The organism is Micromonospora sp. NPDC005215, from assembly GCF_040607915.1.
In the GTDB taxonomy this organism is placed as follows: Bacteria; Actinomycetota; Actinomycetes; order Mycobacteriales; family Micromonosporaceae; genus Micromonospora.
Window position 1 is genome coordinate 1 of sequence record NZ_JBEXHQ010000044.1, and the last position, 17102, is coordinate 17102.

The window sequence follows — 17102 nt, forward strand, 5'->3', positions numbered from 1 at the left end:
TGGTTCTTTTCTCTCTGGGGGGGGCCGCGGGGGCCCCCCCCCGCCGGCTGTCCGTGTCGCGCGGTGCCGGTCGGCGGCGTCGCGCGGGATTGATCGACTCCGATTCCGTGAAGTCGGCCTGTCGCCGTGCCTCCGACCCCACGATTTCCGGGAACGGGAAGACCAAACGTCGAATGTTATCGATAACACCGGCCCGGCGCGGGGCCACGAGATGAGCCTGTCACCCTCGGGGGCGCTCGCCCATGAGCCATCGCGACGGCCGGCAGCCGTGCCATAGGTCCGACCAAGGGAGCGTGGCACCCCGGTGATGTTATCGCCAACATCATTCTGGGCCGGCCCGCAGCCGCCGTCTGGCGGGCCTCTCGTGGTGGGGGAGGTGCGGTGCCTGTCGCCCTGCCCGTCAAGGGGCGTCCGGGCGGCGCCCGGTCCGGGCGAAAACCCTCGTCCCGAGTGCCCGATCGGCGGCTGACACCGGATTCGCGTGCTTTGTGGGGGTCCGCCAGCGACGCGCCCGAGTCGGCCCGGCTTCCGCGTTCCGTTACGGAGCTGTTGCGCCTAGATGTCTTGACGAGGCTGGATGTGAGCGTTAACACTATCCCCGTTAACGGTGGAGGTGAACATGAACCGTGTGGACGGAGCTGACGACCGCTACGTCGTCGGTGTCGACTTCGGCACCCTGTCCGGGCGAGCTCTGGTGGTCCGTGTCGGCGATGGTGCCGAATTGGGGACCGCGGTGCACGAGTACGGCGACGGCGTCATCAGCACGGCGCTTCCGGGAGGCCGAGCGCTGCCCCCGGACTGGGCTCTGCAGAACCCGGACGACTACCGCGACGTGCTGCGGTACGCCGTCCCGGCGGCGGTGTCCGCCGCGGGCGTGGACCCCGCCGCGGTGGTCGGCATCGGCATCGACTTCACCGCCTGCACGGTGCTGCCGACGCTCGCCGACGGCACCCCACTGTGTGAGACGCCCGAGTACCGCGACCGGCCGCACGCCTGGGTCAAGCTGTGGAAGCACCACGCCGCGCAGCCGCACGCCGACCGGATCAACGCGCTGGCCCACGAGCGGGCGGAGCCGTGGATCGGCCGGTACGGCGGGAAGATCTCCGCCGAGTGGCAGTACGCCAAGGGCCTGCAGATCCTGGAAGAGGATCCCGAGGTCTACGACCGGGCCGAGCGCTTCGTCGAGGCAGCCGACTGGATCGTCTGGCAGCTCTGCGGCACCGAGACCCGCAACGTCTGCACCGCCGGATACAAGGGCATCCTCCAGGACGGCCACTATCCGTCCGAGGGGTTCCTGACCGCGCTCAACCCCGACTTCGGCGACTTCGTGACCAAGTTGGACGGTCCGTTGCTGCCGCTGGGCGCCCGGGCCGGCGCGCTCACCGCCCAGGCCGCCGCGTGGACCGGCCTGCCGGAGGGGATCGCGGTGGCCGTCGGCAACGTCGACGCGCACGTCACCGCGGCATCCGCGCAGGCCGTGGAGCCCGGCCGACTCGTCGCGATCATGGGCACCTCGACCTGCCACGTCGTCAACGGCGCGCAGCTCGCCGAGGTGGCCGGGATGTGTGGTGTCGTGGACGGCGGCATCAGCCCCGGCGCGTGGGGTTACGAGGCCGGGCAGAGCGGTGTCGGCGACATCTTCGGCTGGTTCGTCAAGCACGCCGCCCCGGCTGGCATCGACTCGCACGAACAGCTCACCGAGTTGGCCGCGAGCCAACCGGTCGGCGCGCACGGGCTGATCGCGCTGGACTGGTGGAACGGCAACCGCTCGCTGCTTGTCAACCACGACCTCAGCGGGATGATCGTCGGAATGACCCTGGCCACCCGGCCACAGGACATCTACCGGGCGCTGCTGGAGTCCACCGCCTTCGGCACGCGGATGATCATCGAGGCGTTCGTCGAGGCCGGTGTGGCAGTGAACGACCTGGTGATCGCCGGCGGCCTCACCAACAACGCGCTGCTGATGCAGATCTACGCCGATGTGACCCGGCGACCGCTGAACATCATCGCGTCCGCGCAGGGGCCGGCGCTCGGGTCGGCGATCCATGCCGCCGTCGCCGCCGGTGAGTTCCCGTCGATCCACGAGGCGTCGCAGGCGTTGGGTCGGGTGCACGAGGCCGTCTACCGACCGGATCCGGACCGGGCGCGCGCCTACGACGCCCTGTACGCCGAGTACCGGACCCTGCACGACCACTTCGGTCGCGGCGGCAACGACGTCATGCTCCGCCTGCGGACGATCCGTAACGCGGCGGCCGAGACCGCGGCTGCCACGCAGGAGGACGCGCTGGAGGTGGTCGCATGACCGCTGTCCGCGAGCTGCGCGAGACGGTCGCCCGCCTGCACACCGAACTCACCCGGTACCGCCTGGTCGCCTGGACGGCCGGCAACGTCTCCGCGCGGGTGCCCGGCCGGAACCTCATGGTGATCAAGCCGAGCGGGGTGGGCTACGACGAGCTGTCGGCGGACACGATGGTGGTGTGTGACCTCGACGGTGTCCTCGTCGAGGGAGAGTTCGCCCCGTCCAGCGACACCGCCGCCCACGCGTACGTCTACCGGTCCATGCCCGAGGTCGGTGGGGTCGTGCACACGCACAGCTCGTACGCCACCGCCTGGGCCGCGCGGGGGGAGGCGATCCCCTGCCACCTCACCGCGCAGGCCGACGAGTTCGGTGGGGAGATTCCGGTGGGTCCGTTCGCCCTGATCGGCGGCGACGACATCGGCAAGGGCATCGTCGGCACGCTCGCCGGGCACCGCTCACCCGCGGTGCTGATGCGTAACCACGGCGTCTTCACCATCGGCCGTGACGCTCGTGCGGCGGTCAAGGCCGCCGTCATGTGCGAGGACGTGGCTCGGACGGCGCACCTGGCCCGCGCACTCGGGCAGCCGGTGCCGATCGCGCAGGCCGACATCGACGCCCTTCATGACCGCTACCAGAACGTCTACGGTCAACAACCAGTCCCACCGGCAGGTTCCTGACCCTCCACGGCCCAGCCCGACCCGCCGGTCTGCACCACCCCGAAGTAGCAGCACGCAACACCCGCGTACGCCGCTCCTTGCACATCGGCGGTTGGCGCGGTTCCCCACCACACCGAGCCAAGGAGATTCGATGCGAAAGATGCGAATGCACTCCGCTCAGTGGCGCGCTGCCACGGTCCTCGCCAGTGTGCTGCTCGTCGGCAGCATGGCGGCCTGCGGCAACAGCGACACCGGCGGCGACGGCGGCACCAAGGACGACGGCAAGATCACGATGGGCTTCTCGCAGGTCGGCGCGGAGAGCGGCTGGCGTACCGCGAACACCATCTCGATCAAGGAGTCCGCCACCGCGGCGGGCGTCGAGCTGAAGTTCGACGACGCGCAGCAGAAGCAGGAAAACCAGATCAAGGCGATCCGCAACTACATCCAGCAGAAGGTTGACGTGATCGCCTTCTCGCCGGTGGTGGAGTCCGGTTGGGACACCGTGCTCAAGGAGGCCAAGGACGCCGGCATCCCGGTCATCCTGACCGACCGCTCGGTCGACTCGGCCGACAAGTCGCTGTACAAGACGTTCCTTGGCTCGGACTTCGTCAAGGAGGGCAAGCTCGCCGGTGACTGGCTGGTCGAGCAGAAGAAGACCGCCACCGGTCCGGTGAACATCGTCGAGCTGCAGGGCAACACCGGTGCGGCGCCGGCGAACGACCGTAAGAAGGGCTTCGGCGAGGCGATCGCCGCCAACCCGAACCTGAAGATCATCGCCTCCCAGCCGGGTGACTTCACCCGCGCCGGTGGCAAGCAGGTCATGGAGCAGTTCCTCAAGGCCAACAAGCAGATCGACGTGCTGTTCGCGCACAACGACGACATGGGCCTGGGTGCGCTCGAGGCGATCACCGCCGCCGGCAAGGTGCCGGGCAAGGACATCACCATCATCACTGTCGACGCCGTGAAGGATGGTATGCAGGCCCTCGCCGACGGGAAGTTCAACTTCATCGCGGAGTGCAGCCCGCTGCTCGGCCCGCAGCTGATGGACCTGGCCAAGAAGGTCCACGCGGGTGAGACGGTGCCGGCTCGGATCGAGACCCAGGAGACCACCTTCACCCAGGCGCAGGCCAAGGAGGCTCTGCCCACCCGCAAGTACTGATCGACGTCGGGGGGCCGCCGCGCTCGCGTGGCGGCCCCGCCTCGTCGCCCCATAAACCCGAACGGACCGGGCATGACCCGCGATGACCCGCACCACGCCCGCCCGAGCCTCCCGCAGGGATGGCCGGGCGGGCGCGGTGGGAGCGCAGCGGCCCTTCCGCGTCGACAACCCCCAGAAGAGGTCTGATGGGATGACGGATAGCCGTCCGGTCCTGACGATGACCGGGATCAGCAAGTCCTTTCCCGGGGTGCGCGCACTCCACGACGTCAACTTCCGGCTTTTTCCCGGCGAGGTGCACGCCCTGATGGGCGAGAACGGCGCCGGCAAGTCGACCCTCATCAAGGTGCTGACCGGCGTCTACGACACCGACGAGGGCGCCATCACCCTGGACGGCGACCCGGTGTCCTTCACCGGGCCCATGCAGGCCACCGCGGCCGGCGTGAGCACCGTGTTCCAGGAGGTCAACCTCTGCACCAACCTTTCGGTGGCGGAGAACATCTTCATCGGTCGTGAGCCCCGGCTGCTGGGGGCCGTCCGCTGGGGTGAGGTTCGCCGTCGCGCCCGAGCCCTGCTCGACCGCCTCGACCTCGACCTCGACGTCAGCGCGCCGCTCGGCTCGTACTCGTTGGCGATCCAGCAGATGGTCGCCATCGCCCGCGCGATCGACATCCAGGCCCGGGTGCTGATCCTGGACGAGCCGACGTCCAGCCTCGACGCCGGCGAGGTCGCGCAGTTGTTCCGCATCATGCGGCAACTGCGCGACGAGGGCATCGCGATCCTGTTCGTGACCCACTTCCTCGACCAGGTCTACGAGATCGCGGACCGCATCACAGTGCTGCGCAACGGTGGGCTCGTCGGCGAGTACCTGACCGCCGAGCTGCCCCAGCTCTCCCTTGTCGAGAAGATGATCGGCAAGGAACTCGACGTCCTCGAGGGCATCGAGGAGCACTCTCGACGGGACCTGGCCGCGGTGGAGGAGGGCACCCCCCTGGTGGCGGTGTCGAACTTCGGCCGGGCGGGTGCGGTCGAGCCGTTCAGCCTCACCATCCACGCCGGCGAGGTGGTGGGCCTGGCGGGCCTGCTGGGCTCCGGGCGTACCGAGGTCGCTCGGTTGTTGTTCGGCGCCGACCGGACCGACGGCGGTCAGGTCGCTGTCGACGGCACGGCCAGCAGTCTGCGGACCCCCGCGCAGGCCATCGACCACGGCGTCGGCTTCTGTTCGGAGAACCGCCGCGCGGAGGGCATCGTCGCCGACCTGTCCGTCCGCGAGAACATCATTCTCGCCATGCAGGCGGCCCGCGGCTGGCTCCGGCCCATTCCGCGTCGTCGCCAGGACGAGTTGGTCGACAAGTACGTCAAGGCACTCAACATCCGGCCCGCGGACCCGGAGGTCCCGGTCCGCAACCTCTCCGGTGGCAACCAGCAGAAGGTGCTCCTGGCCCGGTGGCTGATCACCGAGCCACGGCTGTTGATCCTCGACGAGCCGACCCGGGGCATCGACATCGGCGCGAAGACCGAGATCCAGAAGCTCGTGACGCAGCTGTCCGACGGTGGCATGGCGGTGCTGTTCATCTCCGCCGAGTTGGAGGAGGTGCTGCGCCTCAGCCACAAGGTGGCCGTGATGCGGGACCGGCAGATGGTCGCGCAGCTCGCCAACGACGAGAGCCTCACCTCCGACCGCATCATGCAGACCATCGCGAGTGGATCCCACCGGGAGGAGGAGGCAGACCGATGAACGACACAATGAGCCGCTACCGGACGATGATCGGTCACCGGCTGTTCTGGCCCGCCGCCGTGCTGGTCGTCATGCTCGCCGCGAACACGATCTACCGGCCCGGGTTCCTGTCCGTCGAGCTCAAGGACGGGCACCTGTACGGAACGCCGATCGACATCCTGCGGCTGAGCGCACCGTTGATCCTCGTGGCGCTGGGGATGACCCTGGTCATCTCGACCGGCGGCATCGACCTGTCGGTCGGCTCGCTCTGCGCGATCAGCGGCGCGATCGCCTGCATGTACATCAGCAAGCAGCCCGACCAGAACAGCCTCGGTGTGGTGCTGACCGCCCTCGCGTTGGCGTTGGGCGTCTCGCTCGTGCTCGGCGCCTGGAACGGGGTGCTGGTGGCCGTGATCGGCATCCAGCCGATCATCGCCACGCTGATCCTGATGGTGGCCGGCCGGGGCCTCGCCCAGCTGATCACCGAGGGTCAGATCATCACCATCAACTCCGAGCCGTACCGGGCGATCGGCCTCGGCCACGCGCTGACCCTGCCGTTGGCCATCTTCATCGCTCTCGCCGCGGCCCTGCTCGTCGCCGCGTTCACCCGCCGCACCGCACTCGGCATGATCATCGAGTCGGTGGGCGGTAACGCCGTGGCGAGTCGACTCGCCGGCATCCGATCCGGCCGGGTCATCTTCCTCGCGTACGTGATCAGCGCCGCGTGCGCCGCGATCGCCGGGTTCATGATGACGGCCAACGTCTCCAGCGCCGACGGTAACGCCGCCGGCCTCTGGGTGGAGTTGGACGCCATTCTCGCTGTCGTCATCGGCGGCACGTCCCTCGCGGGCGGCCGGTTCTTCCTCAGCGGCACGATCATCGGCGCGCTGATCATCCAGACCCTGACCACCACGGTGTACGCCATGGACATCTCGCCGCAGACCGCACTGCTGTTCAAGGCGGTCGTCGTCATCGCTGTCTGCCTCATCCAGGCACCGGCCTTCCGGGCCCGGTTCGCCCGCCGCAGGCGCAGCGCGTCGCCGCCCGCCGCCATCGCCGACAAGCCGAAGGAGCAGGTGCCGGCATGACCACTGGAACGCTTACCGCCGGTCGTACCCGGTTCCGGCTGCCGAGGAAGCAGATACCGGTCCTGGCGACGCTCGCCCTGCTGCTTGTCATGTACGGCATCGGGGTGTCGCAGTACACGGCGTTCTCCAACGTGCAGGTCATCTTCAACGTCTTCATCGACAACGGCTTCCTGCTCGTGGTCGCGATCGGGATGACCTTCGTGATCCTCACCGGCGGCATCGACCTGTCGGTCGGGTCCGTCGTGGCCATGACGGCGATGGTGTCGGCCTGGCTTCTACAGGAGGGCCTGCCCGCGGCGCTGGTGCTCGTGATCGCCCTGCTCATCGGTCCGACGCTCGGCCTGCTGATGGGCTGCGCCATCCACTTCTTCGAGATCCAGCCGTTCATCGTCACGCTCGCCGGGATGTTCTTCGCCCGGGGCATGTGCACGTTCATCTCCGGCTCGTCCATCCCGATCACCGACGGGTTCTGGACCAGGATGTCGCAGGAGCGGATCGGCGACCCCCGGGGCAACTTCGTCTCGATCAGCGTGCTGATCGCGTTCGTCGTGCTCGCCGTCGCCGCGTACACGCTGGCCTACACCCGGTTGGGTCGCAACGTGTACGCCATCGGCGGCAACCCCCAGTCGGCCCTGCTGATGGGCCTGCCGGTGGGGCGGACCCGGATCGCCGTCTACACGATCAGCGGCCTGTGCTCCGCGATCGGTGGCATCCTGCTGTCCTTCTACACCCTCTCCGGCGCGCCCCTGATCGCCGTCGGCATGGAGCTGGACGTCATCGCCGCCGTCGTCATCGGGGGCACCGTGCTCACCGGGGGCGCGGGTTACGTCTTCGGAACGGTGCTGGGCGTGCTGGTCCTGGGCGTGATCCAGACCCTCATCACCTTCGATGGGAGCCTCAACTCCTGGTGGACCAAGATCGTGATCGGCGGCCTGCTCTTCGCGTTCATCCTCCTCCAGCGACTCATCGGCATTCGTTACAAGTGACAGTTCCTCTCGCGGAAGGCAACCCCATGGCACCACACAACGCACCCGAGATCTGGTTCCTCACCGGCAGCCAGGGCATGTACGGCGAGGAGACGCTCCGGCAGGTCGCCGAGCAGTCCCGTCAGATCGCGGCCGCGCTCGACGACGCGCCGCAGATTCCCGCCCGGGTGGTCTGGAAGCCCGTCCTGACCAACAGCGGTGAGATCCTGCAGGTCTGCCGGGACGCCGCCGCCCAGGGTGCCGTCGGGGTCATCGCCTGGATGCACACCTTCTCTCCGGCGAAGATGTGGATCGCCGGTCTGGACGCGTTGCAGACGCCGCTGTTGCACCTGCACACCCAGGCCAATGTCGTGCTGCCGTGGAACGACATCGACATGGACTTCATGAACCTGAACCAGGCCGCCCACGGCGACCGTGAGTTCGGGTACATCCAGACCCGTCTCGGTGTGGCCCGCAAGACGGTGGCCGGGCACGTCAGCGACCCGCGGGTGTCGGCCCGGGTCGGGGCGTGGGCGCGCGCCGCGCTCGGTTGGTCGGCGATGCGGTCGCTGCGGCTGGCCCGCTTCGGCGACAACATGCGCGACGTCGCGGTGACCGAGGGCGACAAGGTCGAGGCGGAGCTGCGGTTCGGGGTGTCGGTCAACACCTACGGCGTCAACGACCTGGTCGAGGTGGTCGGCGAGGTGACCGACGCGCAGGTGGACGAGCTGGTCAAGGAGTACGACGACACCTACCGGATCGTCGGCGACCTGCTGCCCGGGGGCGATCGGCACGACTCGTTGCGGTACGCGGCCCGCCTGGAGTTGGGCATGCGCGCGTTCCTGGACGCGGGTGGGTTCCGCGCCTTCACCACGAACTTCGAGGACCTCGGCGGCCTGCGTCAGCTGCCGGGCATCGCCGTGCAGCGGCTGATGGCCGACGGCTACGGCTTCGGTGGTGAGGGCGACTGGAAGACCTCCATCCTGGTGCACACGCTCAAGGCGATGTCGGTGGGCGTGGACGGCGGCACGTCGTTCATGGAGGACTACACCTACGACCTCACCCCCGGCGAGGAGTTGGTGCTCGGCGCCCACATGCTGGAGGTCTGTCCGACCATCGCCTCCGGCGTACCCAACGTGGAGATCCACCCCCTGAGCATCGGCGGGCGGGAGGATCCGGTCCGGCTGGTGTTCGACGCCGCGCCCGGCCCGGCGGTGGTGCTGGGGCTGGCCGACATGGGGGAGCGTTTCCGGCTGGTGGCCAACGAGATCGACGTGGTGGCGCCGCCGCACCCGTTGCGCCGGCTGCCGGTGGCCCGTGCCGTCTGGCGTCCGCGGCCCGACCTGCCCGGTTCGGCCGAGGCGTGGATCACCGCGGGGGCGCCGCACCACACGGTGCTGTCGCAGGCGGTGGGTGTGGAGGAGTTGCACGACCTCGCCGAGATGAGCCGTACCGAACTCGTCGTCATCGACGCCGACACCGAGCCCCGCCGCTTCGCCGACGAGATCCGCTGGAACCAGGCCTACTACCGGCTGGCCCGCGGCTTCTGACCCGCGCGGCCCGAAGCGTACTGAAACGGGTGGTCCATCCCTGCCTGCGGGCGGGGGTGGGCCACCCGTTCGCGTGTGCCGCAGCAGGGCCACGAGGCGGTTGTGTTACGCCTTGACTAACAGCATGTTATCGCTCACAGTCTATAGCCAAGATGGTCGATGTCGTGGCTGGCCCGGCCGCGCGCCCGTCCCACCCCGCGGTTTCGGCACCTCGGCACCGCGACGGTCGGGCGATCGGTGTTAGCGATCACATGGCCGGGCATGGTCAGCTCGGTGCCCCGCCCGGTGCCGCGGACGCCGGCCCAGACCGCACGGTTCGCGTCAGCAGAGGAGGATCATGCTTTCCATCGGTCGGGTTCCCCGGGGTGCGCCACGACGGCGCGGGTGGCTGTCGAGACTCGCCGTCGCCGCGATGACGCTGGTGGTCGGTGGCGCTGCCGCGGCGGTGGCCGCGGCGCCCGCGTCAGCGGCAACTGTCGACACCAGCGCCTGGTACGTGTTGGTGAACCGCAACAGTGGCAAGGCATTGGACGTGTACAACCAGGCGACGAACGACGGCGCCCGCATCACCCAGTGGACCCGCAACAACGGCAACCAGCAGCAGTGGCAGTTCGTCGACTCCGGAGGCGGCTACTACCGGCTCAAGTCGAGGTTGTCGGGCAAGGTGCTTGACGTCTCCGGCTTCTCGACCGCCAACGGCGCCAGCATCGTGCAGTGGGCCGACAACAACAGCACCAACCAGCAGTTCCGGTTGGCCGACTCCGACGGCGGCTACGTCCGGCCGATCAACCGCAACAGCAACAAGGTGATGGAGGTGCAGGGCGCCTCGACCGCAGACGGTGGCAACATCGTGCAGTACGACGACTGGAACGGCACCAACCAGCAGTGGCAACTCGTCCGCGTCGACGGCGGAAGCAACCCCACCACGCCGCCGCCCACCACGCCACCGCCCACCACGCCACCCCCGTCGAACGGCACGTACTCGAACCCGGTGGTCTGGCAGGACTTCGCCGACGTCGACATCATCCGGGTCGACAACGCCTACTACATGTCGGCATCCACCATGCACTACTCGCCGGGCGCGCCGGTGCTGCGCTCGTACGACCTGGTGAACTGGGAGTACGCCGGGCACTCCGTACCCCGGCTCGACTTCGGCTCGAAGTACGACATGAGCGGCGGCAACGCGTACGTCGACGGGATCTGGGCGTCGACGTTGAACTACCGGCCGAGCAACAAGACGTACTACTGGGCCGGGTGCATCGACTTCGCGCAGACCCACATCTACACCGCGTCCGCCGTCGACGGCACCTGGAGCAAGCACACCACCATCCCCAACTGCTACTACGACGCCGGGATGCTGATCGACGACAACGACACCATGTACGTGGCGTACGGCAACAGCACCATCAGCGTCGCGCAGCTGTCCGCGGACGGGAAGTCACAGGTCCGCGCCCAGCAGGTGTACACCACGCCGTCGAGCATCGGCACGCTGGAGGGCGCCCGCTTCTACAAGCGCAACGGCGCCTACTACATCTGGCTCACCCGCCCGGCCAACGGCCAGTACGTGCTGAAGTCGACGAACGGCCCGTTCGGCCCGTACGAGCAGCGCCAGGTGCTGCTCAACCTGCCCGGCCCGATCTCCGGCGGCGGCGTGCCGCACCAGGGTGGGCTCGTGCAGACCCAGAACGGCGACTGGTACTACATGTCCTTCGTCGACGCGTACCCCGGTGGTCGGATGCCGGCGATGGCCCCGATCACCTGGACCGGCGACGGCTGGCCGGTGCTGCAGACGGTAAACGGCACGTGGGGCACCTCGTACCCGAAGCCGAACCTGCCCGCGCCGCCGCGTGCGGTCAAGCCGCTCACCGGCACCGACACGTTCGCCGGCACCACCCTCGGCCCGCAGTGGGAGTGGAACCACAACCCCGACAACAGCAAGTGGTCGGTGAACAACGGGCTGAACCTGCAGACCGCCACCGTCACCGGCGACCTGTACAAGGCGCGCAACACGCTGACCCACCGGATCCAGGGCCCCACCTCGACGGCCACCATCGAGTTGGACTACTCCACGATGCGCGACGGTGATCGCACCGGCCTGGCGGTGCTGCGCAACTCGTCCGCGTGGATCGGAGTCCGGCGGGACAACGGATCCACCCGTCTGGTCATGCAGAACGGGCTCACGATGGACGGCAGCTGGAACACCACAAGCACGGGCAGTGAGGTGGCGAGCACCGCCGTCTCCGGTGGCCGGATCTGGTTGCGGGCCAACGCCGACATCCGACCCGGGTCCGGCCGGCAGGCCCGCTTCTCGTACAGCACGGACGGGGTCAACTTCACCTCGTTCGGCAATGCCCTGACCCTGGCGAACAACTGGCAGTTCTTCATGGGCTACCGGTTCGCCATCTTCAACCAGGCGACACAGGCGCTCGGCGGCGGGGTCACGGTCCGCCGATTCGACCTGACGACACCGTGACACCAGTCACACGGCGATCGGTCTGACCGGTGGCGTCGACCCGTCTGCCTACCCGGCAGACGGAGTCGGCGCCACCTCGTCATGTTCCAGTCGACCTGCTCCACGCTCTGTCCCCGAGCGTGGAGCGGGTTGGGGTGCCACCGCGGCTCGTGGCCGAACGCTTGTTGGCTGCGTACTCCGCGTGGGAAAAGCGTTGTGCGGCTTCGGTACGTTCCACAGTCCGGCCACAGCCATGCCGTATTCGAGGCGGTTGCTGGCGTAGACTAACGGCGATTCAGCGCTGGTCACCTGGGATTCAGCACCGGCGTGGTGGCTGAGCGAGGGGGATCGGGCCGGGCCGCTCCAGTCGACGTCGACGGGCCGCGGGCCGGAGACGTAGCGGGGAGAGTGAAATGGCCGTCCACGGTCCCGCGATGACAGATGTCGCTCGTCTGGCCGGTGTCTCCCACCAAACGGTGTCGCGGGTGCTCAACGGGCACCCCAACGTTCGTGAGCAGACCCGGCTTCGGGTGCGGGCGGCGATCGCCGAGCTCGGCTATCGCCCCAACGGCGCGGCTCGTGCCCTGGTGACCGGTCGATCCCAGGTCATCGGTGTGGTCGCACAGAACACGACGCTCTACGGTCCGGCGGCGATGTTGGCCGCGTTGGAGCAGACCGCCGCCGAAGAGGGTTTCGCGGTCAGTGTCGGCAGCGTACGAAACCTGGACCACCGCTCCATCTCGGCCGCCGTCGAGCGACACCTGTCGCACCGGGTCGCCGGCATCGTGGTCATCGCACCGGTGGAGTCCGCGGGTGAGGCGCTGGAACGCCTGCCCCAGGATGTCCCGCTTGTCACTGTCGACGGTGACCCGAGCCGGCCGGTGCCGTTGGTGACTGTCGACCAGGTGGCGGGCGCCCGGGCGGCGACCCAGCATCTGCTCGACGCGGGCCACCGCACCGTCTGGCACGTCTCCGGGCCGTTCGACTGGTTCGACAGCGTCGGCCGCATAGACGGTTGGCGGGAGGCGCTGCTGGCGGCCGGGGTGGACCCGCCGCCGCTGATGCCGGGGGACTGGTCCGCCGCGTCGGGTTACCAGTGCGGGCAGATGTTGGCGAGGATGCCGGAGGTCACTGCGGTCTTCACTGCCAACGACCATCTCGCGCTGGGCGTGCTGCGGGCGTTGCACGAGTTCGGCCGGCGGGTGCCGCACGACATCAGCGTGGTCGGCTTCGACGATGTGCCGGAGGCGGCGTACTTCATTCCGCCGCTGACCACCGTCCGCCCCGACTTCGACGCGGTGGCGCGGGCGAGCCTGCAGATGCTGCTGACCCAGATCGAATCGGGCATCGGCGGGGCATTGCGACAGACCATCGCCCCGGCCCTGGTCGCCCGCGGGAGCGTCGCGCCACCGCAGCGCTGACAGCCGGGCCGGCCAGAGGCTGCCGGCCGGGCCGCTGGCCACCGGCCGCCAGCGGCCACCGTCGCTCCCCGGTGCGCGGATGCTCGGCGCCGACCGCACCTCGTCGCAGTACGCACCGTCACGGTGGGTAAGACGTAGCTCAATCGGGCCGGGGCTTTTTTCATTGACCAGTGACGATGCAACTGTTGGGGAGGTATTGAACCCGGTGAAATCTCGCCGTAACATGATGGACGTCTCTGTTAACGCTAACAAGAACTGGCGTCCAGCCTCCGTCCCACCAGTCAGATCGTAGTCCCGGGCGGGCGCCACCGACAAGGAGGCTCGATGAACCGCATCACCCGAGGTCGACGCTGGGGGAGCGTACTAGCGGCCGGAGTGCTGGTCGCCGGCGCTCTGGTCGGCCTCCACGCCCCCGCGGCGCAGGCACTGGACAACGGGGTGGCACGCACTCCTCCCATGGGTTGGAATTCGTGGAACTCGTTCGGTTGCAACATCAACGAAGCCCTGATCCGGCAGTCGGCGGATGCGATAGTCAGCAGCGGGATGCGGGACCTCGGTTACCAGTACGTCGTCGTCGACGACTGTTGGTTCAACCCGAACCGGGACGGCTCCGGCAACATCCAGGGCGACCCGAGCCGATTCCCCAGCGGGATGAAGGCGCTCGGCGACTACCTGCACGCCAGGGGCCTGAAGTTCGGCCTCTACCAGGTGCCGGTCGACAAGACCTGCGCCCAGTACTTCGGCTCCTACCCCGGAGCGACCGGCAGTCGCGGGCACGAGGCGCAGGACGCCCGCCAGTTCGCCGCCTGGGGCGTCGACTTCCTCAAGTACGACTGGTGCTCGCCGGAGGGCAGCATCAGCGACCAGGTGACCACCTTCGCCCGGATGCGGGACGCCCTGGCCGCCACCGGCCGACCGATCGTCTACAGCATCAACTCGAACAGCATCCACGCCAAGACCGGCCCCCAGCGCAACTGGGGCGACGTGGCCAACATGTGGCGTACCACCGAGGACATCACCAACGCGTGGGACACCGGGCAGACCAACGGCTACCCGATGGGCATCCAGAACATCATCAACGTGACAGTTCCGCTGGCCTCGTACGCGCGGCCGGGCGGCTTCAACGACCCCGACATGATGGAAATCGGTCGCGGCGGTATGAACGACACGGAGATGCGTAGCCACTTCGCGATGTGGGCGATGATGGCGTCTCCACTGATTGCCGGCAACGACGTCCGGAACATGAACTCCGCGACGCAGACCATCCTGAAGAACGCCAACCTGATCGGGATCAACCAGGACTCGCTCGGATTGCAGGGGACGCAGGTCTCCTTCGACGGCACCCGTCGGGTGCTCGCCAAGCGGCTGGCCAACGGCGATGTCGCCGTCGCCCTGTTCAACCAGGGTGGCTCGACGACGACGATCTCGACCACGGCCGCCGCCGCCGGCAAGTCCGGAAGCTCGTTCACGCTGGTGGAGGCGTGGTCCGGTGCCACCAGCTCCAGCAGCGGCACCATCAGCGCCAGCGTTCCGGCGCACGGCACGGTGGTCTACCGGGTCAGCGGTGGCGGAACGACCCCGCCGCCGACGACCCCGCCGCCGACGACCCCGCCGCCGACGACCCCGCCGCCGACGACCCCGCCGCCGACCACGTCGAGCGCGTTCGCCAGTGCCGCCTCCGGCCGCTGCCTCGACGTTCCGGCGAGCAACACCACGAACGGCACCCAGCCGGTGATCTGGGACTGCAACGGCGCCGCCAACCAGCGCTGGACCACAAGCGGTCAGACCCTGCAGTCGCTCGGCAAGTGCCTGGACGCGCCCCTGAACGCCACGGCCGGCACCAAGGCGCAGATCTGGGACTGCAACGGCGGGGCCAACCAGCAGTGGACCATCAACACCAACGGCACGATCAGCAACGCGCAGTCCGGCCTCTGCCTCGACGTCAACAACAACGGCACGGCCAACGGCACCACGGTGCTCCTCTGGACCTGCACCGGGGCGGCGAACCAACGGTGGACGCAGCGGTAACCGACAGGGTCCGTCGACCGACCAGGTCGCGGCAGCCCACCTGATCCGACCGCCCGCCAGGTGCCCGCGGACGACACCCGTCGTCCGCGGGCACCGTCGCGTCAGCCGGCGTTCTGTCCGGGTGGTGGCACCCGTCCCCGCGTGGCCAGTTGTGTCCGGGTGGTGGTCCACCCGTCCCCGCGTGGCCCGTTCTGTCCGGGGGGTGGTCCACCCGTCCCCGCGTGGCCCGTTCTGTCCGGGTGGAGGTCCACCCGTCCCCGCGTGGCCCGTTCTGTCCGGAACATGGCCCACCCGTCCCGGCGGTGGTCCGCGTGGCGAGCGGTCGCGTCTGGCGGTGTGCCGCAGCGGCGGTTCCACGCCGTTGGCGGTCCTGGCTGGCGGCCGTCCGCGACGTCGCCGTTCGCCGCCGTGATCCCAGGTCGGGGCCGCTCCGGCCGCTGGCCTCGCGCCTCGGGACATCTCCGTTACGAGACCGTGACACCGGTATTTCGGATCAAGTGTTGACGTGCCGTATGTGAGCGCTAACACTACCCCGAAAGGTGACAGTTTTGGCCCCGGCACTCGACGGGGGAGTCCAGAGAGGAGAAGCCCGTGGGCAGGAAATTCCTGGTTGCTCTCGGCGGCGCGATGCTGACGCTGAGTATGGCGGCGTGCAGTGGCGGGGGTGCGGGCAGCAGCGGCGACAAGAGCGGCGACAAGCCTGCCGACCTGACGATCGGCGTCTCGATGCCGACCCAGACCTCGGAGCGGTGGATCGCCGACGGCAACGCGGTGAAGTCGAAGCTCGAGGCGAAGGGCTACAAGGTCGACCTCCAGTACGCCGGAGACGACATCCCCACCCAGTCGCAGCAGGTCGACCAGATGATCACCCAGGGCGCCGACGTCCTGGTCATCGCGGCGATCGACGGCACCGCCCTCAGCAGCCAGCTGCAGGCCGCCGCGGCCGCGAAGATCCCGGTCATCGCCTACGACCGGCTGATCCGCGGCAGCAAGGACGTCGACTTCTACGTCAGCTTCGACAACTACAAGGTCGGCGTCGCCCAGGGCACCGCACTGCTCGTCGGTCTCGGCCTGCTGAACAAGGACGGCTCGAAGGGCACGGCCAAGGGTCCGCTGAACGTCGAGCTCTTCGCCGGATCGCTCGACGACAACAACACCCAGTACTTCTTCGGCGGCGCGATGGACACGTTGAAGCCGTTCGTCGACGACGGCACGCTTGTCGTCAAGTCCAAGCAGACCACCCCCGAGCAGGTAGCCATCCTGCGCTGGCAGCAGGAGACCGCGCAGAAGCGGATGGAGAACCTGCTCACCTCCAGCTACAACGACGGCTCGAAGGTCGACGGTGTGCTGTCGCCGTACGACGGCATCTCCCGGGGCATCATCACCGCCCTGCAGAACGCCGGCTACGGCACCGCCGCGAAGAAGCTCCCGGTGGTGACCGGGCAGGACGCGGAGATCGCCTCGATCAAGCTGATCAACGACGGTGTGCAGAGTTCCACGGTCTTCAAGGACACCCGCCTGCTGGCCGACCAGGCCGTGAACGCCGCCGAGGCGTTCCTGCAGAAGAAGGAGCCGCAGGCCAACGACACCAAGACGTACAACAATGGTGTCAAGGTCGTCCCGGCGTACCTGCTCCCGATCGTGACGGTCTACAAGGACGACATCAAGACCGCGCTGATCGACTCCGGCTACTGGACGGCGGAAGAGGTCGCCGCCGGTCAGGCCAAGAAGTAAGCCAATCGTCGGGCCCGGCGGTCGCCGCCGGGCCCG

11 protein-coding genes are annotated in these 17102 nt (G+C 68.6%); all 11 read left to right on the forward strand.

Annotation, left to right across the window (positions count from 1 at the left end; all coding sequences use genetic code 11):
- Positions 1–619: 619 nt before the first annotated feature.
- The 11 genes from araB to chvE all read left to right on the forward strand — a co-directional run bounded on the left by araB (position 620) and on the right by chvE (position 17066).
- Positions 620–2302, forward strand: a complete 1683-nt coding sequence (araB, locus tag ABZU25_RS26575) for a ribulokinase (protein WP_355032091.1) — start codon at positions 620–622, stop codon at positions 2300–2302.
- Positions 2299–2976, forward strand: a complete 678-nt coding sequence (locus ABZU25_RS26580) for an L-ribulose-5-phosphate 4-epimerase (protein WP_355032092.1) — start codon at positions 2299–2301, stop codon at positions 2974–2976. The genes araB and ABZU25_RS26580 overlap by 4 nt, the downstream gene beginning before the upstream one ends.
- Before the next feature lie 130 nt (positions 2977–3106).
- On the forward strand, positions 3107–4114 hold the full coding sequence (locus ABZU25_RS26585) for an ABC transporter substrate-binding protein (protein ID WP_355032093.1): 1008 nt from the start codon (positions 3107–3109) through the stop codon (positions 4112–4114).
- 190 nt (positions 4115–4304) lie between these two features.
- On the forward strand, positions 4305–5849 hold the full coding sequence (locus tag ABZU25_RS26590; RefSeq protein ID WP_355032094.1) for a sugar ABC transporter ATP-binding protein: 1545 nt from the start codon (positions 4305–4307) through the stop codon (positions 5847–5849).
- A complete protein-coding gene (locus ABZU25_RS26595) occupies positions 5846–6916 on the forward strand; it encodes an ABC transporter permease (protein WP_355032095.1) in 1071 nt (356 codons plus the stop codon). The genes ABZU25_RS26590 and ABZU25_RS26595 overlap by 4 nt, the downstream gene beginning before the upstream one ends.
- Positions 6913–7902 (forward strand): galactofuranose ABC transporter, permease protein YjfF, encoded by a 990-nt coding sequence (yjfF, locus tag ABZU25_RS26600; RefSeq protein WP_355032096.1) that lies wholly within the window; start codon positions 6913–6915, stop codon positions 7900–7902. Before ABZU25_RS26595 ends, yjfF begins: the two co-directional genes overlap by 4 nt.
- 26 nt (positions 7903–7928) lie before the next feature.
- Positions 7929–9431, forward strand: a complete 1503-nt coding sequence (araA, locus tag ABZU25_RS26605; protein WP_355032097.1) for an L-arabinose isomerase — start codon at positions 7929–7931, stop codon at positions 9429–9431.
- Positions 9432–9768: 337 nt separating this feature from the next.
- Positions 9769–11904 carry a family 43 glycosylhydrolase gene (locus ABZU25_RS26610; RefSeq protein WP_355032098.1) on the forward strand — a complete coding sequence of 712 codons (2136 nt, stop codon included), beginning with the start codon at positions 9769–9771 and terminating at the stop codon, positions 11902–11904.
- Positions 11905–12317: 413 nt separating this feature from the next.
- Positions 12318–13304: a LacI family DNA-binding transcriptional regulator gene (locus ABZU25_RS26615; protein ID WP_355032099.1), complete on the forward strand. Its 987-nt coding sequence runs from the start codon at positions 12318–12320 to the stop codon at positions 13302–13304.
- Between the two features lie 324 nt (positions 13305–13628).
- Positions 13629–15332 carry a ricin-type beta-trefoil lectin domain protein gene (locus ABZU25_RS26620; RefSeq protein ID WP_355032100.1) on the forward strand — a complete coding sequence of 568 codons (1704 nt, stop codon included), beginning with the start codon at positions 13629–13631 and terminating at the stop codon, positions 15330–15332.
- A gap of 591 nt (positions 15333–15923) precedes the next feature.
- Positions 15924–17066, forward strand: coding sequence for a multiple monosaccharide ABC transporter substrate-binding protein (chvE, locus tag ABZU25_RS26625; RefSeq protein ID WP_355032101.1), 1143 nt, complete (start codon positions 15924–15926; stop codon positions 17064–17066).
- The last annotated feature ends 36 nt before the right edge of the window (positions 17067–17102 follow it).